The following is a 26,066-nucleotide window of genomic DNA, read 5'->3' as shown; positions in this document are numbered from 1 at the left end:
TCGTTTTCATATAATGTACTTTGTCACTGCGCAACATTTCAACTTGCAGGTTCACTTTTCAAACATCTATCAACCTCTTGTATCAAAAAAGCAGCTTTCCTTTCACAATCTCTTGGTTTATCCAAAATTTGATTCCACCTTGTATTCCTTCCACTTGGATGAGGAAGTGGTAAAATTTTAGCTTCAAGCGTAGTTCCGATTAATACATTCCTGCAAGTTTTTTCAGCAAATTCACCAAACGCAACAACTATTTTCGGCTTTACAATTTCAAGTTCATTTTCTAAGCATTCTTTTGCCAGAAGCAACTCATTTTTCATAGAAAAACTATCACGTTCACTTCTATGATAATCGTTCATCCAAATTTTAAAAATGTCAGTTACATAAGTGTTGTAACCCTTAAAAACTAAGTGTTTTATTAAGTCATAATAAACCTTTGTTCTCCCTCTGCTCTCTCTATAATAAGAAGAATGAAAGCCGTAAGGGGTTCCAATTATTACATTACCTGAGTGAAAAGAAGTGAAATCTTTCCGCTTTCTCAAAGGATCAATTCCTACTACGGCTACTGTTTTACAACTTGTTTCTGAAGGTTGAAAAAAAAGTGGCAAGTCGATTCCGGTTAGACTTGCATTTTCCCAATTTTCTTTCGTTGCTTCATTTTTAAATTTTACATTTTTGAATTTCGGTACACTTATAAAACCTGAATATGAAGTTTCTAATTTCTGATTAAATGACACCGTTATTGATTTATAATAACTTTCTATTTCTGCCGGCTCAATTCCCAAAACACAAGCAAGGAGTTCTCGTATTTTTAGATTTTCATTATTCAATACCATAGGCATGTAAATAAGGGTTGTTTTTTACTTTAGTAAGCTTTTCGACAAACTTACTATTGCTCGCAGTTATTCATTAGTATGACGCAAAGAACTGTGTAAGGATAAACTTTCTGTACTTTCCTAAAAGGTATAGGCAATGCTACAATATGATTGGCTGCGTTTGCCGTATTTATTTTCCTCAACCTATAACAATTGCTCTAATCGGGCTGTTTCAAACCTCTCGAGGTGCCGTTTGACCACCTTGCTATTTCAAGTTCACAATAATTTTGAATTGAAGACGCAATTTGGTGTGGATACGTGTCATATAATTCAATTGCACCTTTAGCTTCGGCAATTAAATTATTCTCTGTAAACTGAACTCCATGAAAAAGTTTATCTCTTACTCTTCCAGCAATTTCTATTACATCATATATATACTTGTTTCCATCAATAACCACTTCCGAAATTGCACCTTGTTCTAACCCTAATAAATACTTAACAGCTTTTCGTGACGGTCTCTCTTTGCTTTTTATCCGGTACGCAAAACACTCTAAACAGCTAAAAAACTTTGCGACTTTAAACTGTGGGTTTACCTCTCTAAGAGCATCTTGAAATATTGAAATTCCAAAATAAAAGTGCTCGTCCTCTTCAATTACTTTTGTAAGATTAGAAATTTGGCTTTGAAAATCTTTTCCCGTATTACCAAAGCCTAAACGTAATCTACTATTTGAATGAGGAACAATCAAACGGAAGAAGCTTGCAACTTTTGTCAAGGTTAAAATTCCGAAAGGAGTGAGGTTGTCTCCTGACGCCCAACTAAGGATTCGATTAGCTTTATCGAGTCTTTCCTTTGCCTTTATTTCTAGTTCTTGAGGAGAGGCATCATCCTCATGTAAACAAACTATAGCAATCACTGGTAACGCTTTCACTCCTTGAGCAATCAGATTGTTTAATCCATCCTCATCAAAAGAAGTGCGTCCGATTTCCAAAGTATATTGTGCCAAGTAATTTGCTTGGGATGCGAAACCAAGCGGTTTAAGGGGAATTGCAAACAAATCTTTTTTAATTAACAGCGGCTCTTGTATAAATGCGCCATAATATAATTCATGTATAGAAGGTCTTTTCTTCAAAATTTCTAACATCTCTACTTGTGTCATGGTAGCTGTTACACTATGTCGGACTTTTACTTCAATTTGTGAGAAGAGGCTTTATGTGAATAAGGCGGGCACTTTCATGAAGCAATAGCCATACGGTTTACTAATGAAATAGTTTTATTTAGTTAACTTTTCAAGAATAAGGTTATCTGAAAACCTAATTGATCCATTGGCAAGAACCTTTAGAATACGTGTAGTACTATCATCTTCCAGATATTCCAATCTATCGTTAAACTGTTTGCAGGTAAATTTAGACGTACCAGAAACAGAGTTTTCAACAGTCAGGTTATTCCCATTTATATGAATAGTTACATCGTACATCATAGTTGTTATATGATAGTTGCGATCATGGTAATCATTTGCTGAGTTACAGGAGATGGAAAAAATGGCCTTCAAGAAAGGATTTTTAATGCCAAACATTTGCACATTTTAGTTCTTCTTTTTAACTTAGTACAGGTTTGATTTTATCTCTTACCCCATCAGTTACGTAAACTAGAGTTAACACCTTTTCTCACAGATTAGGATAATTTTAGAGTTTAGGATATAATCGAAAGGCGATCCAAGCAATAGTAATGCATCACTTTAACAACGGGTTATCAGTTTCCTAAAAAAAGGCGGTTATCTCAACTGCTATTTATTGCTTTAAACTCCAGACAACTACAAAAGCGAATATTATGTCCACTACTTCTGTTTGATATAACTAACGACTCGCAATTATAAGTTTTTAGAAAAAAGGGTGAGAAAATGGTGTATCGGTTATGAGAAAATGGCGTATTGGTTATTGATGGCAAAGGCTCCTTGATAATAACAAAAGAGTTGTGTTTGCATAAACAGGAGAATATCAATCAATAAACTATTTAGAAGTCATTGGGTGATCAAAAGACTGTGATAGGATTAAAACAAATTATTTGAAGATTTCTTCGCTTTAAACCACAATGAGCTTTTTAAGAAAATTTTGTTAGGTATCTACTATTTAGCCTTAACTCATGGAAAGTGTTTAAGAGTATAAAATGCATTTAAGCTTGTTACTAATTATAAAACGAAAACTATGAATTCGCAAACAGAAGTCACCAAGACTAAACGTGCAAAAGAAAAAGAAGTAAAATCTGCTAAAGTAGTAACTGATTCAACGATAACACTTCTTTATAATCGTGATTTTACCTATGATTTAGGCGAAGCCATTAACATTAAAGATCCTCGTGTTACTATTCAAAACAAAATTTTAAAAATCAAAGGGGATGCAAAAGAATTGGTGTACGAAAATTTTGATGTGCATTTAGTGACTAATGCGGACCAACTGCGATTTGCACTAAACTTTGAACTCAAGTACGCACCAAAATTGGTTTCTATGTTTGAGGCCGAGGCTAAACTAGGTGTTGACTATTTAATTGATGAAAATAGCCTAACACTAGTCTTCACAGGTTATACCTATAAAAAAAGAGAAGAAGCTAATATTGAAAATTTCGATGAGATGAGAAGCAAATACGAGAATGATCCATTTGCGTTTCATGACTTGTACGGTACTCATTATGTTGAGCATATCCAGTATGGGCACTACATATATTTGATCATGACCTTTACTAACATAAATAGAAAGTTCAAAGCTGAATTAACTGCAACAGCAAAAGGTGGTGGTCCTCTTGGATCAGCAATAGGAGAGGTTACTGCAAGTTTAAATACCTTTTTAAAATTGAATAGAGTTCGATCCTCTGTACAATTAGATTGTAAAGCAATAGGCTATGAAACTTTTAAATATGGTAGTTTTATAACAAATGTTGCTACCCAAAATCTCAACAGTGATAAATTGATGACAAGCGTGAGACAAAAAATTGGAGAATTTTTGGAAAAAATGAAGGCAGATAATCCTCAAAAATTACAGTACGAGTTGCGATCTTTTAACAATGCGCTTCTAAATAATGATAAGTATATAAAATGGACTAATCAACACGAATTCCGCTTAACAAGACTGAAAGAAGAATTTAAACGTTCTATGTTTTACGAAAAAGAACTATTGAAGATTAGAGAGGACGATAAACATCCCTATCGCTTAGAGTTTACGGAGGAAGAATTAAACAGCTTAGATAGTACTATTGCAAACATTGTTAACCATTTGGATGAGTTAGAAGAAGATAATAGACTCCTTTTGGAGAATAAAATACCTGTTTTAAATATTAATGCTCCAATTCCCACATTCGGCTCCAGCATTACTAATAAAATTGATCTCATTAAAGGCGTTCCCACACTCTCACTCTTTGCCGTTATTGATGGAAAAAGAATTGAGGAAGACCAAACTAACTCATTACTCAGTAAAACCCGAGGCGGAGTATCAATACTTGCAGCGGCAAAAAAAGACAAAGATTACGGACCCAAAACGAAGGATATAAAAATTTACATCAGTGTTCATGGGTATAAACTAACTAATATTTCATATGATAACCATTGGACTATGGCTTCCGCAGCCAAAGTGAATAATACCATTGATAAAGATCCGTTCAATATTGAGTACATGTGCAAAAAAGACCATCAGTTCGATTATGATAGGTTGGAAGGTAAGACATGTCAAATAACTAACAAGTACAAGGATAAGTTTATAATTCCCTTATCATCCATCTTTGTGCAATATTGAAAATAATTCGGGAAGTAACTACCAATCTTGCAAGAGGAATTTATATCACTTAAAATGTTATGTTTTAACATGAATAATAAGCGGGTAAAACCGTTAATTCCTTTATTAAATTCTTTTAAGGTTGCAGTTAGTACTCTACAGCAACTTTGAGGAATAGAATAAGTAGACTATTAAAGTAGTAGAAGTAATACGGCGTAAACCTTTTCCACAACGTGCCACAAATAATGGTGTTGGGTATTACGAAAGAGTAAATTAAAATGATCTGTCTATCAACTAAAGAAAAAAACTTGAAGCTGAAAGTCTACTCAGATATATCTTCTAAAGACTAAAAAGAAGTTGTAGGAATAATGTACCTCTAAGCGGATTAAAGCCACGATGCTTTTCTTTTCATCAATGATTAATTAGCAGAACACTATCATTTGTTATCAGATGCGTTTATCACTTTTCATGAACAATTTTAACTCGACCTTTAAATCACAAGTTGTCTTTCTGTTAACATTTGCTTCTTCCTTGTTCTGTGGAGTTCTTCTTTTTCTTCTAGGAGTCTTCTGTTATGCTAATAGTGTTCAGCAGTTTAGAAGTGATTGGGATAAATGGCGATTAATAGGTAATTTAGTTCTTAATCCATTAATGTTTTTGGTGGGGATACCATTAGGCAGATTTTTATTAAGGGTTTTGCCACCTGACCCTTTAGGTAAGATTCGCTGGAAGTCGTTGCTATTTTTTTCTCTTCTCACTTTATTGTTTCTTATGCCCCTAATGTTTATCGTACTTCAAGGTGTTAGCCCTGCTATTTTTTACGGCATCCCTTATTGCGCTTGGACCTGCGGTATTATCATTCCGCCATTAGTTAGACATCTCAAGCCGAGATCGTTTCTACAAAGCCCTTTTACATTATTTCTACGGTCCTTCTCTACATTTTCTGACCGTGTGTTAATAAACCTTATTCTTAGTGAAAGTCCTTCCGGGAAGCCCGTGGTTTACTTAACTCCCCCGAAAAGTAAAACTGGAGATTGGAATCCTTTTTCTATAGGTTTTGCTGGTCTTAAACTCAAACATCCATTTCGAAGCATACCTATAATTCTTCAGGCGGATGATAAAGAATGGCAACCGGTGGCAGATGAATTGATCAAGCATGCAAACCTAATCCTTATTGATCTTTCTAATACGAGCGAAGCTATTAAATTTGAAATTTCTCTGATTCGTAAAGCAGGCCGTTGTACTGATACATTTGGTCTATTGGAACAAGGGCAAGTTCTTGATACTTCGGTTGAAAAGGAATTCACAGGTTGCCAAATCCCGCTCCTGATCTACAAAAGAAGTTGGTATAGGTCTGCATTTGAACTATTGGTTAGCTTAACAATTATTCTACCTATGACAATAGTGGTTTTTATTTCCCCTTTGGTTATTATTCTTAAATTACATTTTAATAATTCACTTCAACAGGTTTTTGGAACAATAGGTTTAATCTTTGTGCTAATTCTTGGTGCTTACGTTTTTATAACAAATTTCATGCGGCCTTCAATCGAGAACAAATTCAAAAAATTACTTCACGCGATATTGTGCGATGGGTAAATTAAAAAACATAATTTTTTTTTGAGTTAACATAATAGATTTCCATTTTTCATATGAAGTAAAGGGCCTAGATACTACCATTCGTAAAAATCCAAAGAAGTCAAACGCTTCTAAATACTCAAACCGACCGATTTTTAGAAGAACATAATGAATCGAAGTCCAAAAACGGTTTCCAATCCATTGATGGTTAGGGTATGGAAACACTGATTCCGTTTGCTTAACAATAGTTTTTAGTTGTTTGTCTGTGTCTAATAAAATGATTGGCGTTTTAATTCTCTAATGAAACTCACGAGCGTTAGGAATTTGATGTCCACATGTATTAGAGGGTTTTCATGAAGACAAATTAAAACTCTTGGTTCCCGAGTGTGTTTACCGGTGAATGCCGGAAGAAGCTGGCCAAAATGTTTTTCTTAGTTGGTCGATTTTATTTTCGTTGCTTGTAATTTTTTCCTCTGTAACAAGAAATCAAGGTCTGAAAACTCATCAATTTCATTTGTTGCCCAAGAACCGGCAACGGCTAAACCAATAACATTTTTATTGTCCTTTAATATCTGTGTCACCTTGTCTGCAAATTCTTTTTGTATCATTGAAGGTCTTAATTAACGGTTGTCTCTGGTTGCACGTCCTGCCCATACTTGCATAGATACCCATGTTGGCTGCTGGGCATGTATGTGAAGTGTTATTCCTCCCCTTGATTTTCAGCGATACGAATATAATAGCCATTGATGTCAATGAATGCAAATTCTCTAAGTTCGTAAGGGTGTGGCCGCAAATCATCTGCTAATTCGACCTGCCGTTTTTTAAACTCCACATATAAGGCGTCTATGTTGTCAACAAACCAAATCAAAGGAAGATGATGATTTTTATTGTTAATGTCGTCTGTAAAACGTTTATCCTGCGCAAACAGAAGTCTTAAGTCATCTCCTCGAGTACCCCCGTCAGTGTCGCCAAGTGTCCACTCGTCTGCGAAACCAAGTTTATTTCTGTAATAGTCAAGTGTCAATCGTAAATTTTTTACAGGAAGATGTGGTAGGGGTTTAAGGAATTTTTTCGGCTTTGCCACTATTTCCAGAGTTTCCATTAAAAATAGTTTTTTGTGAAAAATTAAAAATTTGATTTATGACTTCTAAATTTTCTTTGTCGTAAATCGTAGATAGGCTAAAATCTTTACAGCCAATGTTGCGTGTTTATGAAGTTGTGCCAATTGGAAAACTGAAGTTCCAATTAACCACAGAAGCAAAATGCAATTCTGTAGTTGGTTGCTTAACCTCGATCCATAATTTTTATTCAGGTGGAATTTTTTCGTTTAGGCTTTTGAAAATTCCATTTGCTATTATGTACTCATCCTGTAATTTGTACTGGACATCTGTTTTTTGATACCTATTACCTTTTCCTAAATCAAAGCGTTTATACTGCCCATCTTTGTATTTTTCACTGCGTTTCTGAGGCTCTCCTACAACAAACTTTGCAACTAAGATTAAACGAAGGAAATAAAAAATTAAAACTACCCCGATCAAGGCAAGTGTGATACAAAGGCCTATGAATAATATCTCTCTGTAATCATTAATGAAAGCTACTGCTATTAGTGCAATTAACCCTGCTATAATAACAGGAATAGGCCATCTACCTCTTTTATGTGTTCTATATTTGGTGGGATAGGATGTGGAGTAGGTTTCGCTTGAATGGGGTTTTAATTCAGTTTCAAATAAGTCTATCAATAGCGGTCTGTGAAATCCATTGGTATGCAGCAAGTGGTTCTGCCAGTTCACTATCATCAAGCAGTAAAGGAAGGACTTCTTTATTACTCTCTATAGCTATTTTATATTCTTTCTCAACGTAAATACTTTTGGCAGAATGTTTACACCAAAAGACAATAAATTATTTTTGCTTCGTCTAATGCTTTAAGCAATTGCGGCTCCCATTTTTTTCCAGCTTGTAAGGATAGCTTATCCTGAAATACTAAGTCCTTTCTCATTGCAGATATAAGCTGAATTATAGGTTCTATGTATTTCGCATCCTGATGATCGTAGGAAATAAAAACCCCAAACTTTTTAGGCATTAAACCATATTTAAACAGTAACCCTAATATAGATCATTGATTCAATTAATACAATTGTAGGATTAAAATGTGATACGGGAATATTACTCGTTTTTAGATTTTCAAACCAGTAATTCTTAGACAATTTCTGCCGATAGGCTATGGATTACGTAACTACTGGTAATATGCGGGTATTCGGGACATCGTAGCAGGTTCATTAGCATCCTTTGGATTTTCTTTACTACTCCTTCAATACGGCCGGAGTATCGCTAATGGGCTTTAAAACGCTGTTTATACAACTCTGCCAGATCCTAGCAGTGAGACTTAATCTAATTCTCGAACCAGAAAAAGTCCTTAACCCTTATTTCAGGCACTTCAGAAGAACCGCCACTTTGTATTTGAATTTCTTGAGGCTTAGTGATGACAATTTCCGGTTTTCCTTTGTAGTCTATAACCCTACCGGTAACACACACATTTTTCCCTGTATAATCATCTTCAGGCTTTCCGGTGAAGTTCTTACGATCATCGTTATTAATAAGAAGGGTAAGCTTATGATTTGGGTAAGCTGCTCCCAAGTTTAACAGTGTTGGCTTTGTTGCTGAATTATCAACATACCGGCCTCCAAATACCTTTGAACAAATTGTTACAGTCTCACCAATATGTTTACCAGCTTCATCAATTGGTATCTTAGTTTGTGCTGTAGATGTGAGACTATATGCTAAGACTGCTATAGTAAATGTTGCTAACTTTCTCATGTGACAATTTAGGAGCGAAAATTAGGATAATTATATTATTCAGAGATAGAAAAGCAGCTACAACATAAGTTGCCTTACCAGTAACTAATTTAGATAGGCAGAATAAAACAACAAACAGGATGAAAATAATTCCTTCTAGCAAGGTTTTCATCTAAAGTGAACGAAGGAGGATGGAAAGTTATTTTGCTTGGTTGTTTAAAATAGCATTAAGACTTCTTAAAAGCGGTAGGTAACCGAGGTTATGTTGTCGTTTATTCCTTTCACCAGTCAGTAAACCGTTTAAAAACTAAGCAGCATGGTAAGCCGGAAAATTTAGGTATTAAAAGTGTAGAAATAACGGTTGTGAAATAGAAAAAATAACTTAAAGGCTTTTTACTTCTTACACACGCTGAAAACTTAGAGTTGCGAAATAAAAAATATTTGGGTAATACAGTAATTAATTCATTTTAGGGACTTTAAACAGCAGTAATAACGTTAATTGTTTACACCTTGCTACTTTTCCTTAAACCTTTATAAACCTTAATCCTAGTTTTTATTTTCCTGAGTTGTTGTACAGAGGCACGAGCCTTTTTTGCTTCTGAAAGTTCAAATTCCAGACGTGAAATTTCTTCTCTCACACCGGTTATAAGTTTATTAAGAAGTCTCGGTTGTAGTTCTGATCCCATTGTCTTGTTTTATACTGGATATTAACATTCCAGTATATCAAATAGTTCATTTTGACTGTTAGGCTTCACATAATACCCCGCTGCACCAACTTTGGGACACCTGTTTATTAGGATTTCTTGATCGCTTGTACTTAATATAAACACCTTAATAGACCTAGCCTTTCATTTTGTTTAACTTTAGTTAATAGGTTCTAATCCCGTTAATACGGGCATATTAAAATCAGACACAATCATCTGTGGAAGAACACTTGTTGTTTCTAGATATTTCAAGACTTGAGTACCATCTTCAAACATCGCTAAATCATGAAAGTTATGATGATCAAAAGCATTTTGAAGGAATAGGCGGTCATCATCATCATCATCCGCAATTAGGATTGAGGGTCGTGTGGTCATAGTAATTTTTTGAACAATAACTAATGCAACAATCTGGTAAGTATTATAGCAATGAACGTAATGTTTATCAAACAAGAAGGGCTAAGGATAGAGATCCGAGCCCTGTTCATTTAATCCAAAATATATGAAAAGACAATGCGATATTAATTGCTATTTATGACATATTACAAGAGTACTGCTAAGAATATCTATTACCTGTTTCTATTCAAGAGAGATTTTACCGCACCCAGATATAAGCGCTCTTTGCGGCACAGCCAGTGAATCTTTTCGTTCAAATCCTTTAAGTAAGAGCGGCTCTGATTAGAAGAAACGGCCTCAACAAACTTTTTTTCATTTGCTAATAGTTCCTTATTAATATCTATTGCTATTCTAGTTAGTTCAATTAGCTTAGTTCGTTCTTTATCCTGCATGTTATAAAAGAGGTTAGCAACCGGTTGGGGGGTTAATACAGTTTCTTTTTAAGGAAAGAGTAAAAGCAAATAGCTCGGGTTGCATTCCAGCTAAAATTGATAATAGAGCTCCTATGAAATACCCTATATAAGTAGATGGTTTGTTCATAAATGAAACTTTTGACGAAAGCTCTAACACAAATTAATTTTTCATATACTAAAGTAATATTTTCTATTTTTTAAGCCGATTAGCCTATAAAAATATTTGCTTAAAACTGTACTAAACATTTGAAAAACGGAGATAGAGAAGCAACTACGATTGAAGTAACCAGAAAATCTCTAGTCAAAAGATCCGAAAATAATGAGTGGGCTAGTTTTACCCAGCCCACACATATAAAAGAAACCCCCAAAGTTTCAGCACCTAAAATACATGCACCTACTAAATTACATATGGTTATTAAAATATTTTAAGTGATTGCATATGCAACCAAGTTTTACTTTTGCAACCTCAAAAAGATTGCTTTTTTGCAGATTTTTTGATAACCCCCAAGTTGAAGAAGGAGGTGCCATAATGGCCTCCTTTTTTTGTTTAATCTGGTTGATAGAAATTTCTCTAGTTGGGGTGAACCTAAAGAATTAGGATGTTCATTCTGAATGGGACAAATTTAGTTGAGCATATTCTTTTTCAGATCCTCAGCTATAACGGGCTTAAATCGTCTTTTTTTTATCTTGTCGTCTATAACCTGCTGTTTATTCAATAACAGTTTGCCCCTGCACTAAACAATTCCTAACAGCTGCTAACCCTAAGCAATATTTCTACCTAAATAAAGTGTCCTTTTACTAATAGCTAAAAGAATTTTTGACATTGTCATTGTACTGAAAAGTGCTTTTTCAGTCTTAACAATTTCCGTAATTAATTTAAGCTCTTCTAGACTTGATAGAGGTATAAGTTCTTGCAATTGCTCTAACGTATAGGTAGGGGTATCGGCCATATATTAAAAGTACAATGCTATAGTATTAGTTTATAATATGAACATTATAGGGATAATAAAAAAACCTCACATCTTGTGCAAGGCTTTAAATATTTAGTTTTCGTTTAAAATACTGGGGAGATGACAAGTAACGGGGGAAGAACTATTTGAATAGATACAATACAAAGCGTGAGACCTGCTGAAAACTCCACAGTAACACTATAAAGAAAGCGCCTATTGAATAACCGAGATAAGGCAGTGAAGACTTTAGCATAACAAAAATGTTTTATGTAAGGTCTAAACATATACTAGCTATTCCTATTATAAATAATATTTTAATTATTTCTTAATCAGCGTAGCACAATAAAAAAACTATTTAATAATCACGGGTATATATATTTCAAGAACACTGAACCTTACATTTGCTAAAAATTTTAGTATTTATGCTGTCGCAGGATGCAAGGAAATTAGCAGACGAAGCTAAAAGCAAGGGTATGTGGTTATATGATCCCTCTTACCGGTGGTGGTATTCGCCTGAGGATTTCAAACACATTTTCCAATACGCTAACGCAAGCGAAGAGTTTCTAAAAGGTTTACAGATAAGACATCCTAACGAAGGGATACAAGCCGGTTTCCTGCAATTGAATAAGCTGCATACTAAGCTGCAGGTATTTACAAAGCGGGTGGTGGATTATTATAGAAAATGAAATCAAGGTATTAAGAACTAAAACGTTTTAAGTGCGTCACTAGCTTTATATATACCATGTAACAAGCACCTGCATTGATGCCGGCAATGCCTTTAGTGTTACGTATTTCTGATTCTACAAATCATAGCCGGTAATTGAAGATAATAATTCAGGTCAGTAAAGTAACGTCTTGAATTAAGATTGAGTTGAACTTTTCGTCTAATTGAAAGCACAATATCTACCACAATCATTGTTTCTTCTGGCAAAAACCTGTGTTGGCAGAAGGCCTAAGAAATCAGTTTATGAACGAAGTCGGTAATTGCCGGAATATTCTCATATAGACCTCGAGCTGCTATTGAAGTTGAAACACTTGCTAACCACTTCATTGCTTTAGACGTAAGAGTTGCTTTATCCTTAGATGTGCTTACTATTGATTTTAGCTCGTCAACCTGTGACTGTTCAACTCCATAAGACTTTAGTTCGGCTTCTTCATTTGCATCAATTATAGTTGAACTGGTATTTTCTTGATGAACGTTTCCGTGAACTTGTCCGGTGTTGATATTACCTGTCATGTTGCCTCCTATGTATAATGAGGAAGATTGCTTCTCTTTTTCCCTCTCGTATTTACTTGTGCTCCTAATGAATGCAGAACTGCTAAGCCACATTCTTCCTTGTCTACCGGTAATATTAAGGTAACTGTCAGCGAAAGTAATATAACCTTCATCACGCATTTCTCCCAAAATGTCTACGATTGCAACTCGTACATTTCCTTGCTCTTCAATTTCTTTTCCAGATGTGTGTTTCTCAATAATCGGAGCTATGTCCACATTGTTATACAGATTTTGATCAATTAATTCCATTATGTCTTTCCTGATTGCTCGTCTGTCCATATTTAAAATTTATAAAATTTTAGATTTTCAAAACTTCGGTCTTTTAGCAGTTTTACAGCTTACTGTAAACGACCAAGTCTTCATGCAGGTGTGAATAGCATTCCGTGAGCTGCTAACTGCGGCTAGAATTTTAAACTTTCCCGACTGATATATTTGCAGGCTCTTTGATTTAAGCTGCAGTTCCACAATATTTCACCATGAAAGGTTGGGGAGCCAAATTGCCCGACTTTATACAAGATCCTCTTGCTTATTAAACCTGCTACAACCGGAGAATTAATTACAAGTTGTAGCGTGGATTGGCCACTGAAAGCGTAAAGTATTATCCTTTCTTCATTATCTAAAGTCTTCATCACCTCCTTAAATTCCCTATCCAGCTTTTTGTTTTCAAGAATATTGGAAATTTGAGTGAGTATCCATGAAACGGAGGTTATTATTATCCAAGCAAGAGAGCTGATAAAAAAAATTCCAATATACTTTGAATACTCTTTTTTGAATTCTGATAATGACAGTCTATTTATAAAAGTTTCGGGTGTAAATAATAGTAAAGTGGCTAGCACTAGAATTAAGAAAACTACCCGAGTGGGAATCTTCTTAATATCAAAAAGCTTGTCTACTAATCCAAAGTCCATCTGATATACCTATTTTTTCTTTGCCGGTAACGGAAGTTTTTCTTTAACAACAGTATTTGCTGGTCTTCTTTCTGCTTCCTTCTTAGTAATCAATTGTCCATTACCTGCATCTCTATATGCCGTTCTAGTGGCAGGTTTTGTCGCTTTTGCCATAAATTAATTGTTTGATGCAATCTAAATGAAACTATTAAGGCTTAACAGTTTAAATATCAACACTGTGGGTAATAAGAATGTGTAAATATGTTATGGCAATTCGTTATATTAAAATTCTCAAGATCACTGCTAGTTATTGAGCTATTAGCCCCTTTATCTTCTGCACTTTACCGGTTCTTTTCTAGAATGTAGTACAGTCAGGAAATGATTACTTGGTTAAGTATTCGGAGAGGTTAGTAGTTTCTGTACCCTTTGTGCAGTACCTAAACTGCATTCACCTAATCTAGCAGCCCTTCTAAGTGATTCGCCTTTTTTTAATTCAGTAACAACCTTCTTATATTTCTCTAGTAATTTTTCATCACTTATTTTAGTACCATACAGCCGGCCTTTGTATTTGCCCTTAGCCCTAGCTATCGCAATACCTTGTTTTTGTCGTTCAAGGATAAATTCTTTCTCCATTTCGGCAACGTTACTTAACACGGTTAAAATCAGTTTAAATGTGGAATTAGGTTTTCCAGCAATCATGGAGTACATGCCGATGTTTTCTACGAATAAATTAACATCCTGCTTATTAAACAGATCCAGCATATGAAGTACATCAAGCAAGTTTCTGCCTAAACGATCAATACTACTACAATGCACTTCTGTTATTGCACCCATTTCTATATCTTTTAAAAGCTTCTTCCCTTCTTTCCGTTCACCCATCTTTGTTGCGCCACTGCACCGGTCTATGTACACTTTATCAAAGTTACTTGAGTTAGTTTCCTGTCTGCTTGTATTTTGTTCTTCGGTTGATGTGCGTACATATTTCACTTTACTCATGATACAGCTATTTTAGACTATGAGGTGAAGCTAATGTATTATTTTAGGGTGGCAAAATAATACATGTGTTTATACGATGTTTTTTTAAAAAGAAGCGTTCAATTCCAAGCATACCCTTATATGATTGAATTGATTGTATATTGTAGTAAATAATATTATACATGGAAACATTTTCAATTCCAGCCAGTAACAATGGAACAAAACACCTTAAAGAAGCAAAAAACAATTGTGAGGAGATCGCTAAAATACCTGCAGGGAAAACGAATGAGATAGGAGCAAACTTGCAGGCAATGATTATTAGTTATTACCAAGATTGCCGAAGGCAAGCTCAACAGAGCTTTTATTGTGCTTTAGGCGCAGCAGTAGTAGGAACAGTTTTTTTTATTGTAGCAATAGCTTTATATAATAGAGGTGAAAGTTATAAGATTAGCATTATCGCTGGTGGACTTATTCAAGTAATATCTGGAATTAATTTTCATCTCTATGGAAAAGCGGCAAGACAATTCTCCTCATTCCATATCTGCTTGGAAAGGACAAACCGATATCTAATAGCTAACTGTATCTGCGACAATATAGATGATCAAAGTGTGCGAGATCAAGGTCGACGTGAGCTTATTGAAAAAATGTCTAATGCGCCAATGCTTACTTTAGAAATGGTAACCAAAGGAAAAAGTCATCCTCCAAAAACCTCTGATGCATGATCATTTTCTATTTATACATTTAATAAATTTAATCTACGTAAGTTCTCTAGCAAAATCTCCATTCTGCCCCTTTGAGTATTCGCTAAAAAGGAGAAATTATAATCAACATACTAGCACCAATTTTCAAGTTAGCAGTAAAGCAATAATAAAAATGAGGAAAGTAAGATTTGGCTTAGGTGAGGGTGGGGGTAGAGGATTTGATGGTATCAGAAAGACGATTATAGGCATCACTAACTGCTGAAAATTAAAGACCATCCAAAAGAAAATTAGTTTTATCCTCTAAGGAAATTTCGTCTTGAATTTCTTTTAATATCTTATCGGCTTCGGAAATATTAATTCTATAGTGCTCGTTAGAATAAAATGCCAATTTTATAAGTTTGTTAGTATCGTCAAAATTATCAGGGAAATTGAATGGCATTTCCTTTTTGTCATTTATTGGAAAATATATGTCTTTTGGCATATCATAACGAATTCTAGATCGACACATTAATTTTTCATTTTCAGTAGGACTCGCGCTTTTTTTAATGTAGGGATGGAGTACCAAAGGATGGCCTTTTCCATATAACATTGACATCAACCAATGTCGATAGTGATGAACATATAGTATCCAAATCCCACCTCCTTTTAAAACATTTTGTCGTATTATAAACTCTTTTTTATCCCCACGTAATTTTGATGGAACCCCACTTTTTACAGAGGTATGATCAACAGCATTATCGGTAACAAATATTAAAAATTCCTTTTCAAAACAAAGATGAATTCTTTCCGTACGAAGTTCGTCTGCAATCACGTTGTCACGATATTGAGAGGAGCTAAAGAAAAGATACTCTTCAATTAGTGATTTAACTACTATTTTTCTAAAGGACTTAAAATCGATACTGTAATAAAGATCAAGTACATTCAGATGCTTCTCGATTGCAGGATTTTGTACAAGTTTTAGTAAAATTTCTTTTTGTTGGGATTTGGCATCTATATAAATAAATTGTGCTGCAAAATATTCCTGAATTGATCTATGTGCCCATTTAAAATATATACCGTCTAAAACAAACAGAGGAACGGAAATCAATAAGTCTTTAAGAAAGAGATTAGGTTGGACATGCGAAATTGCGGAAAAAGTTTTTGCTTCGGAAATTATGTTTAACAATTCATCTTTATTAAATTCTATCCTACTTCTTTTCATGCAATAAAAGCCCATATAACGTAGCATCTTGTGAAAATCATCCGAGTCTATTTCTGATATTTTATCTCTAACATAGGAATCGCCCTTAGATATGTCATGGGTGTCAAAAAACGCATCAAAAACTTGCCGATAGAAAATATGTTTTTTAAAAGGAATTGTTTGTTTATGCTCAAAGGCGTTATATAGGAGGGAGGTTAGAAGTGGGTTGATTAAAAATTCGTCAATACTATCATTTTCCCTTTCTTTTATTTTCGCTATTAACCTTTCAGCTAATTCACCATAATCGTTATATTTTCTTAATAATTCATAAGATTGCTCCTTTCTTAACGGCAAGATTGTATACTTTAAAAAATCACCAAAAGAAGCCAAAGCACCCTCAGGACGAGAAGCAATTACAAAACAATTGTTGTTGGCCTTAGAAATAAAGTCTTGGATATTTTTTGTAACAATTGCTTTGTCGCGGAGTGAAATTTCATCATAGCCATCCAGCAAAAAAACGAAGTCACCCTTCTCTATCAACTCTAAAACTAGAGCTTTGTTTGTCGGCTTTTTTACTGTATTTAATTGTTCAAGTATTTCGTCGAGTATCAATTTATCTTTCCCTAACCTTCTTAATTCAACCATTACTGGAATACCGTTTTCCATTTCAACAGTACTTAAAAAAATTTTCTTCATTATTGTTGACTTACCCATTCCTGCGGTATCTGTTATTAAAACTTTTTTTACCCTTTTTATGTAAGCACTACAGCGATCATCAATAGTTTCCTCAATGGTAGAACTTGTTTTAATGGTTAAGGGTATATATAAGTCTTTAAGTAGCTTTTGTTGATTATTAAAAACTATGGTGTTAAGGACGGAATGTTTCTTATAAGAGTACAAAAGTGTTTTCTCAAAAGTGTTAACAAACACATGTTTCGCGATCTGCAATTTTTCCCCTGTCATTTCTGACAATGTTTTTATTTTAGGCTCAATAAATTTCTCGACAGCCTTTGTAACAAGAGGCAATGCAAATGCTCCTATTTGCTGAAATAAAAGTCCTTCCATAAACTTATATTATTAATAATACCGTTAATATCTAAACTTTTATTCTTTTAAAAAAATCAGTCTGTTATTTATTTTTCATCAATTATAACAGCTTTCTCGTTTCTTTTTAGGGAGTTTCTTTTATTGCGCAAGTGAACGATGTATGCTATTATTCTTAATTAGCAAATGATGAATCTTTTTTCAAAACATCCAAGTTGCACTGCATCTCTTAATATTTGTTATCATGCTGCCGGTTTAAGTCATCGAGGTAGACATTACTAATTGTTCCTGAACACCTCTTATTTTATTTATAACATGCTAGTTTATTTTATTACCCTTTTTACGCATCCAGCGTAGTCTGCACCCTTAACTTTTATTGATAGTTTAATTTACATTTTTCAACCCTCTAGGGTTATAAATAAAAATTTCCCTTTGTTGTCTACCGCATAGCCGGATCTTCTTTCTCTTCTAATAAATACATCGACCAAATCCAAATCATTAATACGCTCCGCCTCTGGTAAAGTATCTTCTAATATTCTACTTACACTTATTCTGCATGGTACAGATTTTCTTATTACTTCTGCACATTCACACCAATACTGATAGCAGGTTTTACCAGTTTTTCGATTTGCATATCCGAAGTCAGGGAATAGCAAAACGTTCTTTTCTTTAAGTACTTTATGAACGTCATACTCCTTCCATTTACATCCCGATTTTCCACCAGTTGCCAACCATACAAAGTTTGGCATCAAGGCGGAAGCGATTATTGCTGTCTTTTCACTTTCAACAATAGCGACCGGTTTATCATGATGTTCTGCCAATAAATGCTCTCCGTAAAAACATAATTGGTAATTAAAATTCTTAAAATTACAGTGCATTCATGTCGGCACCATTTGCTTATCACGTTTGCCGGAAACCTTGTCATAATGCATCACTTTACCAGTCCTTATGTTTCCATCTTTGTCAATTCTCCAGAAAATACAAGCTGGACTTTCCTCAGGTTTAAAACTATTTCCCACGATATAATTTGATAACAGTTTATCACAGATTTCAGTATGAAAAAGAGACTTGATGTAAGCAGCAAAAGACGTTTTATTATTTTGTTCCATAGAAAGCTCCACCATCTCAAGAGGTAAATACTCTACTTGCCTAGTTTCTTGTTGTATTGTTTTTGGTTGCAGTGCTTCAGGAATAGAACCTATATTTTCAGTATCATTAAAATATTCTTTAGGAGTGAGGTGATAACCACAGTTATTTTCTCTATCGCACCTGCCTACCTCATCAGATAAAAATTCTTGCGTTTCTGTATCAATGTATTTTACAAACCGTCTTTGCCCGCATTGTGGACAAGGAAATTTTTTACTGGTTTTATCCAGCCCAACTCTATAATTATTACGATCCATCAATTACAAATTTTTTTTTTAATTACTAATGCCAATCGGTTTATCGGTTTAAACCACTTTAAATAAACCATCTAATATCTATCAGTTTACTAGTTTAACCGCCTATATATATAGGCGGTAATAAACTGATTAAGATAACTTGTAGACAGGATATTTTTTCCCTTCTATTCTTTCATTTGATAATAACCCTTTGCTTTTATAATCCTTGATAAGGTCTCTTGCAGCATTTTCTCCAGCTCGACCTCCAGCTTTTCCAAGCTCAACTTTAACCGCATCTACTAGTTCCTTATAATGATATTCTTTCCTCATTTGAAATACCTGTAGCAACAGTTGTTGATGCCACTCAGTTGATTTAGTTATAGGATTTATTTTATTTGCCGCAGAATGACTTCCTGAAGACTGCCAGTCACTAATGATAAGAGGTATACCCTCCTGATCCACACTGAAAGCAAATGGTTCAAAATCCTTTCCTCTGCATTGTTGAGGTGTTACTATACTGATTTCATCCCTTTTTTCAATTGACACCACAGTTTCCGCCTTATGAACTAATTCAGTTCCTAAATGCCCTCTTGCATTATTGTCTCCCTTATTCTGGTGTAATACTGTTATGATATGAATGTTTCTTTCTTCTGTCCATCTTAGTAAATCAGAGGAAATGTTAGTAGCTTCTTCAGGGCTATTAATATCTTTAATAAGGTCACGAATTCCGTCAATGATGACAATACCTAGATCTGGAGTATTTGAAATAAATTTTTCAATTAATAATCTTCTATGATCAGGGGAATAGGCACGTAAACTATATGCTTCAACAGTATTTTTATATTTTGATGATGCTCTTATAGCTCTATCTAACACTTGACTTACATCGTTTACGGTTTGTTCCGTGTCAAACAAAACAATTCTCCCGTAATTCTCCCTTAGTGTAATATTAAACTTTGAATGTTCCTTGCTATTTAATGCTTGAGCTAACAGATAGCTAATGAAGAAGGTTTTCCGGCTTTTCGCTTTACCGGTAATCAATGAGAAATTTCCTAAAGTTCCAAACCTTCCTATACCAGTTTTATCATTTACTGAAATACAAACATCAGGTTTTGAATATTGCTTGTGCGGATCAATCTTCGCATTTGATAAAACCTCCTGCCAGTTGTTTTCATTAGGAGTTGGTAGAGACCTTCTTTGCCGTTCTAATATTTGAAACTCTTGATTAATTTTTTTAACTACTTCAAGAGCTATTTCTTTCTCACTGATTTTCTTTTGATTGATTTCATTTTGTAATTGCACGATTAAAGTAGCAGTAACTTCGCTGCCAAGTGTATTACGATCTTAATTTGCGATTTTTCAACTGGTAAAAAAATAACACCCTTCTACCTTCCTAGATGTGGGATAAGTTTTAAATAAATGGAGGGTAAAAGTCATTAGTAAGAATAGGAAGATGAGTATTTGAACTATCTTCCTATTCTTGGATTCCTTAAAGAATATCAAATCTCTTTAACTCAGTTGCTATCTCATTCAAGTTGAGCTTATCATCCAAGAAAAGAGTATATCCAAACAAACCTTTGAAAACCTGCAAGTAAGAGCAGTGCATTTCAATGTTTTCTTTATTTACTCCTATCTTTTCAAATCCCTCCTTTAAAAACAGGAAATCTTGGTATAGCAAGCTGCATAAAGAAGAGATAGTCTGTTCTCTTATTGCTAATAAATCTAGATCTGATGAATAACACTCGATCATTTCTGAAGAATGAATAAGAAGGTTCATTTTCATCTGCAAGTCTTTGGACATGTTCCAAGATTTGTACAAGTCTTTTGGGTCATTTATGTAGTTACACATGACTCTTTGATTCGTTAATTTCAAAATTATTAATTTTTTATAGCGATCTTCTCAGGCGATGGAGTGTGCGATTTGTGTTGAGTCAATTAGGATATAACAGATTCTACTTCACTGATTTTAAGCAATACCCTACCAAAAAGTTTATGCTTTGGTAGTTTACCGGCTTTTAATTTTTTATCAAGGTTTGATAAGCTTATACTGAAGTGTTGGCAGATTTCTTTTTTTGTTTTGAAAGCTTCAGGCTTCGATAACTCAGGAGTTAATGTAAACATTGTTGGCTTGTGGGTATAAGCACGATCTTTTTCTGCGATTGGAAATGCGGTATGTAGAGCACAGAATGTAAGTGGTACATGAATTTACATTTGCCGATACAAATATACATCAATTGTGTAAGAAGGTGCTAATTATATTAGCAACATCAAATATGATTACTTTCAGAGGATAAAGGGATTATAAAATTTGTTATCCTCCAATTCAATCTCTACAACGTGGTATTATGCTGCTTTTTTAAGTTTAAATGGCGTTTCTAAAGACGATGTTTCCAAATACATGTTCTCAATGTAATCTTCCACGGATTGCCTTTTGATTCTAATTCCACTACCAGAACCAGTAGTCTTATTAATTGTTACATACCTCCAGTCTAATTCTTGTTTTCTTCGTAACTCATCCAGCTTGGTTTTCTTACAACCTATTAGTTCCATTGCCTCAGCTTCATTTAATTCCTTATGCTGTAGACGTGGTTTACTATTGTTTAAGATCCATTGTTGCATGAATGTGATCTGCTTACTAATCTGATTCCATTCTGTTCGCGTGATATAAACACCTTCGGACATTAATTATATAATGAGAAGCGATTTTGGCTTAGAAGGGATAACCTTAGCCGGATCATAAAGGTAATGACTAGGTGTTTTCTAACAATTCTTACCTAGGAAGATTGGTAAAAATTAAAAATTGTGCCGGATATAAAAGGTTTTATTGAATTAATTAAATGTAAACGCAACTTCTGATTTAATTAATTCAACTATTAAACCAATGCGACAGTTGTTTTAATCACCCCACCTTGCTAAATAGCTCAAATTCTTTATCAATCTTTCGATTTGTCACCTTATAATAATATTCTACAGTTTCAACTGTAACGCCCATTAATTCAGCCGTAGTTTCTTTACTTATACCTGTCTCAGCGCAGTGTACGGAAAATGTATGGCGCCCCCAATGGGTAGTGATGCTTTTTTGAATCCCTGCTATTCCAGCAATGTACTTTAGGTATACATTAAAAGTCTTTCCAGTATATTTATAATGATCGAAAATGAATTTAGACCGGTTTAGAAGATCCTTCAACTGTGGACTGATAGTTAATGAAACCAACTCATCATTCTTTTTGGCTCTTAAAATAAGCCTATCATTTTTAATATGTTTAAAAGGATTAAACTGAATCCAATCAGATACCCGAAGACCCGAGTGGCAACCTATTAGAAAATGCACAAGAACATAATATATAGGTTTTGTAAGTTCGGCATTAAATAGTGAATGTAGTTTTTGCACCTCACTCCATTCCAGCCATTCCTTATCTACTTCTTGATATTTAGGACAGTCGTAGTCGCCAAAAGGATAGCCTTTAAATACTCCCTCTTTATTGGCTGCATTGAATGTACGTTTCATAAACTTAAATGCCTTATGGATAGTATTATTGCTGTTAACCGTGTTCTTCCTAAGGTGTTCCTCGTATTTGCGCAAAAACCTTACATCAATATCAGCAAAGGAAATATCACTGCCCGCAAAAAGATGAATTTTATCCAGTTCAGTTTGATAGGTATCGATTGTTTCATCGCTGTATTTCCCTTTCATGCTCTTCAACATATCCTTCGCATAGTGACTAAAGCTTACACCTATATCAAATCCTTTAATTAATTGTTTCAGCTTGTCTTTTGTAAGTCTAAACTTTAGTAACTGCTTCTCAAGAACCATATTTTCTAATTCACTTATCCGTTGTTTAAGGAGTTTGTTCAAGTAAATGTAGTTGGGATGGCTTTTTTTTACTTGTCTAAAATCATCATCAAAATCTACAGGTGCCAACCTTTTCTTAAAGCCCTCCATCGTTATCAGCTTATTATTAAGAAATACCTTAATCACAAGTGCTGATGTTCCTTGTTTGTTAATGTCATCTTTGCGTAATGCCGGAATGAATTTTACGTCCTCCATGTTAAACTGTTTAGTGAGTGTTTAGCGATGTGTTTAGTAATTCCCGTCGGTAAGCGAGTGTTTATGGGGGCTTACGATGGAATAACAGGAGGAGGGTACTTCCCTAAAATGCAGAAAGGACGCCTATTACAGCATCCTTTCTATGTTTTTTGCGTTTGAGCTATGCGGACCGGACGGGACTCGAACCCGCGACCTCCGCCGTGACAGGGCGGCATTCTAACCAACTGAACTACCGATCCGTTTTTTCCCTCGATTTACAACTATTAGTCGTTATTTTGGGATGGCAAAGATAAGGGTAAAGGATTTCTACAAACAAAACTTTCTTGAAAAAATTTCTACACTTAATTTTACCCTTTCAACCATTTGAATATGCCGGAATACCCCAACAGACAATTTCTAAACTTTGAGCAGCCGATTAAGGATTTATACGAGCAGATTGAGCAAACGAAGAAACTTGCAGATAAAAACGCAAAGGTTGACTACACCCAAACTATTATCCAACTTCAAGATTCGATAGTTGAAAAACGAAGAGAAATAACAGAAAATCTTACTCCCTGGCAACGCGTTCAGTTAAGCAGGCACCCCGACAGACCCTACACTCTAAAGTACATCAATAAGATGTGCACTAATTTCATCGAGCTTCACGGTGACCGAAATGTGAAAGATGATAAGGCAATGGTAGGCGGGTTTGCACAGTTGGCGGGAGAAACTGTGATGTTTATTGGGCAGCAAAAAGGGGTTAACACAAAGATGAGGCAGCTGCGAAACTTTGGGATGGCTAATCCCGAGGGTTACAGAAAAGCATTGCGGTTGATGAGATTAGCGGAAAAGTTTAATAAGCCTGTAATAACGTTAATAGATACTCCAGGTGCATTTCCTGGGATGGAGGCTGAAGAAAGAGGGCAGGGGGAAGCTATTGCACGTAATATTTATGAAATGATCAGGTTGAAAGTACCGGTCATTTGTGTAATTATTGGAGAAGGAGCCAGCGGCGGTGCGTTGGGAATTGGTGTAGGCGATAAGGTTTTAATGCTTGAAAATTCGTGGTATACAGTTATTTCACCTGAGAACTGCAGTTCAATATTGTGGCGAAGCTGGGATATGAAAGAAACTGCAGCAGAACAACTAAAGCTTACTTCTGATAACATGTTTGAATTTGGGCTTGTTGATGGAGTGGTACCTGAACCAATTGGAGGCGCACATTGGAACTATGATGAAGCTGCTTTAATACTTAAAAATTACCTTGTTCCAATTATCAAAGAGCTTAAGCAAATAGATCCTGCAGAAAGGGTTAAACAAAGAATTGAGAAGTTTAGCAAAATGGGTTTCTGGGAAGAATTGCCTGAATAAATAAAAACACTAATAATTACAATGTCGTTAAGAGATACATTAAAGGGTACAGGCGTTGCCTTGGTCACTCCTTTTAAAGAGAACCAGGATATCGATTTCGAAGCATATGATAGGTTGATAGACTTTGTGATACATGGCGGAGTTGAATATCTGGTGGTACTAGGTACAACCGGGGAAACTCCAACAATAAGTAAGTCAGAAAAAATTGACATTTTAGAGTTCACATATCGTAAGGTTGGATTAAGCGTGCCTATTGTTGTTGGTATAGGTGGCAACAATACCAAAGAGGTAATTAACGACATTGAAACTTATCCCCTCCAGCAAGCGACAGCAATATTAAGTGCAAGTCCGTATTATAGCAAACCGTCGCAGGAAGGTTTATTTCGCCATTATAAACTGTTGTCTGAAGCAGCTCCTAAACCAATCATTTTATATAATGTTCCGGGACGTACTGCTAGCAATATTGCTGCTGAAACGACTATCCGCCTTGCCAATGAGTGCTCGAATATTATGGGTATCAAAGAAGCAAGTGGCAACATGATTCAATGCTTCCATATTCTTAAAGATCGACCTTCAGAGTTTCTTGTTACCAGTGGCGACGACCATCTTGCGCTATCACTAATAGCAGCAGGTATGGACGGCGTGATTAGTGTTGCTGCCAACTGTTTTCCTAAAGATTTTTCTGAAATGGTGAGGCAATGTTTAAGAAGTGATTTCAATTCAGCAAAAGGCCTTCTCTTCAAGATGCTGCATGGGTTTGATTTACTGTTTGTAGAAAATAACCCGGCAGGAGTGAAGGCTGTGTTAGCTGAGTTAGGTATAATTGAAAACCAGTTACGTTTGCCCCTTGTCCCGTTAAGTGAGACACATCATAGTAAGGTCAAAGAGTACCTGGAAAGTTTAAAAATATATCAGGCGCTTTAAGCGCCTTTTTTTATGCTTATTCCTTGGCATAATAATTAATGAGCATTCCTAAAACCAGCATGAAAAAGACGCTATTATTACTTTCCAGTTTTCTTTCCCTAACTATTTATGCGCAAGACAAAATAGAAGCCGAACGGCCAAGTGAGTCATTATCACCTAAAACAGTTGTAAAGAAAAGCTTCCAGGCAGAAATAGGTTTTCGCAAAACGCAGGAAAATGAACAAGACAAAGTGTGGCGACAGCCTAACGCGCTTTTTAGATATGGAGTGTTTGACAAGTTAGAGCTGCGACTAGAAACAACGGTTGCGGATGAAAAGCTGGTTTCTGAAAATGAGTTCAAAAAAGGTTTAAAGCCTGTTGAGATAGGTTTGAAGTTAAATTTCTTCGAGACGAAAAATGAGGCTTTCTCTTCTTCAATCGTTGGCCAGATTGGAATTCCGAAATTTGCTTCTCCTGATCATAAAATTGATAAAGCTTACAATAGAGTAAGATTGCTGTTTGAAAACAAATTGTCAGAAAAATTGAAGCTCAACTACAACGTGGGTTCCGAATGGGACAGTGAGGACCAGGAACAAAACTGGATGTATTCATTTACACCTGAATTCGAGATATCGGACAAATGGGAGAGCTATGTGGAAGTTTACGGTTTTGCAAAAAAAGGAAAAACGCCGGAAGATGTTTTTGATGCAGGCATCGCTTATTTCGTTTCAAAAAATTCAAAGCTTGATTTGAGTGGCGGAGTAGGTTTGAACGAAGAATCTCCACATTATTTCGTTGCTGCCGGTATTTCATTCCGCTTTGGCGGCAAAAAATAATTCGAAATTTTGTTATAGTGGGATATTGAGTCTTCAGCCGACTGGTGAAATTTTTAAATATTTCAAAACCTTTATCTTGCCGTTT

The 26,066-nt window shown here is 35.0% G+C and carries 26 protein-coding genes, 1 tRNA gene and 1 pseudogene; 7 read left to right on the top strand and 21 right to left on the bottom strand.

What is annotated here, in order from left to right:
* Positions 1–38: 38 nt before the first annotated feature.
* The 3 genes from SAE01_RS20380 to SAE01_RS20370 form a co-directional block, all read right to left on the bottom strand.
* Positions 39–839, bottom strand: coding sequence for a uracil-DNA glycosylase family protein (locus SAE01_RS20380; RefSeq protein ID WP_147205656.1), 801 nt, complete (start codon positions 837–839; stop codon positions 39–41).
* 191 nt (positions 840–1,030) lie between these two features.
* Entirely contained in the window at positions 1,031–1,969 is a 939-nt protein-coding gene (locus SAE01_RS20375; RefSeq protein WP_147205655.1) for a hypothetical protein, read from the bottom strand.
* 114 nt (positions 1,970–2,083) lie between these two features.
* Entirely contained in the window at positions 2,084–2,362 is a 279-nt protein-coding gene (locus SAE01_RS20370; RefSeq protein WP_147205654.1) for a hypothetical protein, read from the bottom strand.
* A gap of 652 nt (positions 2,363–3,014) precedes the next feature.
* Here SAE01_RS20370 and SAE01_RS20365 point away from each other — a divergent pair.
* Positions 3,015–4,592, top strand: coding sequence for a hypothetical protein (locus SAE01_RS20365; RefSeq protein WP_147205653.1), 1,578 nt, complete (start codon positions 3,015–3,017; stop codon positions 4,590–4,592).
* A 750-nt stretch (positions 4,593–5,342) separates the two neighbouring features.
* Positions 5,343–6,167, top strand: a complete 825-nt coding sequence (locus SAE01_RS20360) for a hypothetical protein (protein ID WP_170234223.1) — start codon at positions 5,343–5,345, stop codon at positions 6,165–6,167.
* A gap of 410 nt (positions 6,168–6,577) precedes the next feature.
* Here the strand turns inward: SAE01_RS20360 and SAE01_RS24585 are convergent, their stop codons facing one another.
* From SAE01_RS24585 to SAE01_RS20325, 7 genes are all read right to left on the bottom strand, one after another.
* Complete coding sequence (locus tag SAE01_RS24585) at positions 6,578–6,754, bottom strand: nucleotidyltransferase domain-containing protein (RefSeq protein WP_170234222.1); 177 nt, start codon at positions 6,752–6,754, stop codon at positions 6,578–6,580.
* Positions 6,755–6,846: 92 nt separating this feature from the next.
* A complete protein-coding gene (locus SAE01_RS20355; RefSeq protein WP_147205651.1) occupies positions 6,847–7,248 on the bottom strand; it encodes a VOC family protein in 402 nt (133 codons plus the stop codon).
* Positions 7,249–7,450: 202 nt separating this feature from the next.
* Positions 7,451–7,885, bottom strand: a complete 435-nt coding sequence (locus tag SAE01_RS20350) for a hypothetical protein (RefSeq protein ID WP_147205650.1) — start codon at positions 7,883–7,885, stop codon at positions 7,451–7,453.
* 140 nt (positions 7,886–8,025) lie between these two features.
* Complete coding sequence (locus SAE01_RS20340; protein WP_147205649.1) at positions 8,026–8,226, bottom strand: toll/interleukin-1 receptor domain-containing protein; 201 nt, start codon at positions 8,224–8,226, stop codon at positions 8,026–8,028.
* Between the two features lie 308 nt (positions 8,227–8,534).
* Entirely contained in the window at positions 8,535–8,960 is a 426-nt protein-coding gene (locus tag SAE01_RS20335; protein ID WP_147205648.1) for a DNA-binding protein, read from the bottom strand.
* 842 nt (positions 8,961–9,802) lie between these two features.
* Positions 9,803–10,018, bottom strand: coding sequence for a response regulator (locus SAE01_RS20330; protein ID WP_147205647.1), 216 nt, complete (start codon positions 10,016–10,018; stop codon positions 9,803–9,805).
* Positions 10,019–11,210: 1,192 nt separating this feature from the next.
* Positions 11,211–11,399: a hypothetical protein gene (locus tag SAE01_RS20325; protein ID WP_147205646.1), complete on the bottom strand. Its 189-nt coding sequence runs from the start codon at positions 11,397–11,399 to the stop codon at positions 11,211–11,213.
* Positions 11,400–11,800: 401 nt separating this feature from the next.
* Here SAE01_RS20325 and SAE01_RS20320 point away from each other — a divergent pair, with 401 nt between their 5' ends.
* A complete protein-coding gene (locus SAE01_RS20320; protein ID WP_170234221.1) occupies positions 11,801–12,085 on the top strand; it encodes a hypothetical protein in 285 nt (94 codons plus the stop codon).
* Between the two features lie 266 nt (positions 12,086–12,351).
* Here SAE01_RS20320 and SAE01_RS20315 read toward each other — a convergent pair whose 3' ends face one another.
* The 4 genes from SAE01_RS20315 to SAE01_RS20300 form a co-directional block, all read right to left on the bottom strand.
* Complete coding sequence (locus tag SAE01_RS20315; protein WP_147205644.1) at positions 12,352–12,954, bottom strand: hypothetical protein; 603 nt, start codon at positions 12,952–12,954, stop codon at positions 12,352–12,354.
* Between the two features lie 122 nt (positions 12,955–13,076).
* Entirely contained in the window at positions 13,077–13,583 is a 507-nt protein-coding gene (locus SAE01_RS20310) for a super-infection exclusion protein B (RefSeq protein ID WP_147205643.1), read from the bottom strand.
* Positions 13,584–13,592: 9 nt separating this feature from the next.
* Positions 13,593–13,736 (bottom strand): multidrug transporter, encoded by a 144-nt coding sequence (locus SAE01_RS20305; RefSeq protein WP_147205642.1) that lies wholly within the window; start codon positions 13,734–13,736, stop codon positions 13,593–13,595.
* A 216-nt stretch (positions 13,737–13,952) separates the two neighbouring features.
* Complete coding sequence (locus SAE01_RS20300) at positions 13,953–14,558, bottom strand: recombinase family protein (RefSeq protein ID WP_147205641.1); 606 nt, start codon at positions 14,556–14,558, stop codon at positions 13,953–13,955.
* Positions 14,559–14,719: 161 nt separating this feature from the next.
* Between SAE01_RS20300 and SAE01_RS20295 the strand changes: the two genes are divergently transcribed.
* The gene (locus tag SAE01_RS20295) at positions 14,720–15,259 is read left to right on the top strand and encodes a TRADD-N-associated membrane domain-containing protein (RefSeq protein WP_147205640.1); all 540 of its coding nucleotides are present in this window, start codon (positions 14,720–14,722) and stop codon (positions 15,257–15,259) included.
* A gap of 244 nt (positions 15,260–15,503) precedes the next feature.
* Here SAE01_RS20295 and SAE01_RS20290 read toward each other — a convergent pair whose 3' ends face one another.
* From SAE01_RS20290 to SAE01_RS20255, 7 genes and pseudogenes are all read right to left on the bottom strand, one after another.
* Complete coding sequence (locus tag SAE01_RS20290) at positions 15,504–17,483, bottom strand: NACHT domain-containing protein (RefSeq protein WP_147205639.1); 1,980 nt, start codon at positions 17,481–17,483, stop codon at positions 15,504–15,506.
* A gap of 377 nt (positions 17,484–17,860) precedes the next feature.
* Positions 17,861–18,865, bottom strand: a pseudogene (locus SAE01_RS24980) (DUF6371 domain-containing protein).
* 129 nt (positions 18,866–18,994) lie between these two features.
* Positions 18,995–20,146: an AAA family ATPase gene (locus SAE01_RS20275; RefSeq protein ID WP_170234220.1), complete on the bottom strand. Its 1,152-nt coding sequence runs from the start codon at positions 20,144–20,146 to the stop codon at positions 18,995–18,997.
* Positions 20,147–20,333: 187 nt separating this feature from the next.
* Positions 20,334–20,645 carry a hypothetical protein gene (locus SAE01_RS20270; RefSeq protein ID WP_147205635.1) on the bottom strand — a complete coding sequence of 104 codons (312 nt, stop codon included), beginning with the start codon at positions 20,643–20,645 and terminating at the stop codon, positions 20,334–20,336.
* Between the two features lie 542 nt (positions 20,646–21,187).
* Positions 21,188–21,526: a hypothetical protein gene (locus SAE01_RS20265; RefSeq protein WP_170234219.1), complete on the bottom strand. Its 339-nt coding sequence runs from the start codon at positions 21,524–21,526 to the stop codon at positions 21,188–21,190.
* 217 nt (positions 21,527–21,743) lie between these two features.
* Entirely contained in the window at positions 21,744–22,892 is a 1,149-nt protein-coding gene (locus SAE01_RS20260; protein WP_147205633.1) for a site-specific integrase, read from the bottom strand.
* Positions 22,893–23,057: 165 nt separating this feature from the next.
* A tRNA-Asp gene (locus SAE01_RS20255) sits at positions 23,058–23,131 on the bottom strand.
* Between the two features lie 130 nt (positions 23,132–23,261).
* On the opposite strand from SAE01_RS20255, the gene SAE01_RS20250 reads away from it, so the two are divergent.
* The 3 genes from SAE01_RS20250 to SAE01_RS20240 are packed head-to-tail and all read left to right on the top strand — an operon-like array spanning position 23,262 to position 25,981.
* The gene (locus SAE01_RS20250; RefSeq protein WP_147205632.1) at positions 23,262–24,242 is read left to right on the top strand and encodes an acetyl-CoA carboxylase carboxyltransferase subunit alpha; all 981 of its coding nucleotides are present in this window, start codon (positions 23,262–23,264) and stop codon (positions 24,240–24,242) included.
* Positions 24,243–24,263: 21 nt separating this feature from the next.
* The gene (gene dapA, locus SAE01_RS20245) at positions 24,264–25,166 is read left to right on the top strand and encodes a 4-hydroxy-tetrahydrodipicolinate synthase (RefSeq protein ID WP_147205631.1); all 903 of its coding nucleotides are present in this window, start codon (positions 24,264–24,266) and stop codon (positions 25,164–25,166) included.
* 59 nt (positions 25,167–25,225) lie between these two features.
* Positions 25,226–25,981 carry a transporter gene (locus SAE01_RS20240; protein WP_170234218.1) on the top strand — a complete coding sequence of 252 codons (756 nt, stop codon included), beginning with the start codon at positions 25,226–25,228 and terminating at the stop codon, positions 25,979–25,981.
* The last annotated feature ends 85 nt before the right edge of the window (positions 25,982–26,066 follow it).

The sequence above is a fragment of the Segetibacter aerophilus genome, from assembly GCF_007991655.1.
GTDB lineage: Bacteria > Bacteroidota > Bacteroidia > Chitinophagales > Chitinophagaceae > Segetibacter > Segetibacter aerophilus.
Note: the sequence above shows the minus strand (reverse complement) of the source record. Positions and strands in the feature narration are given on the sequence as shown.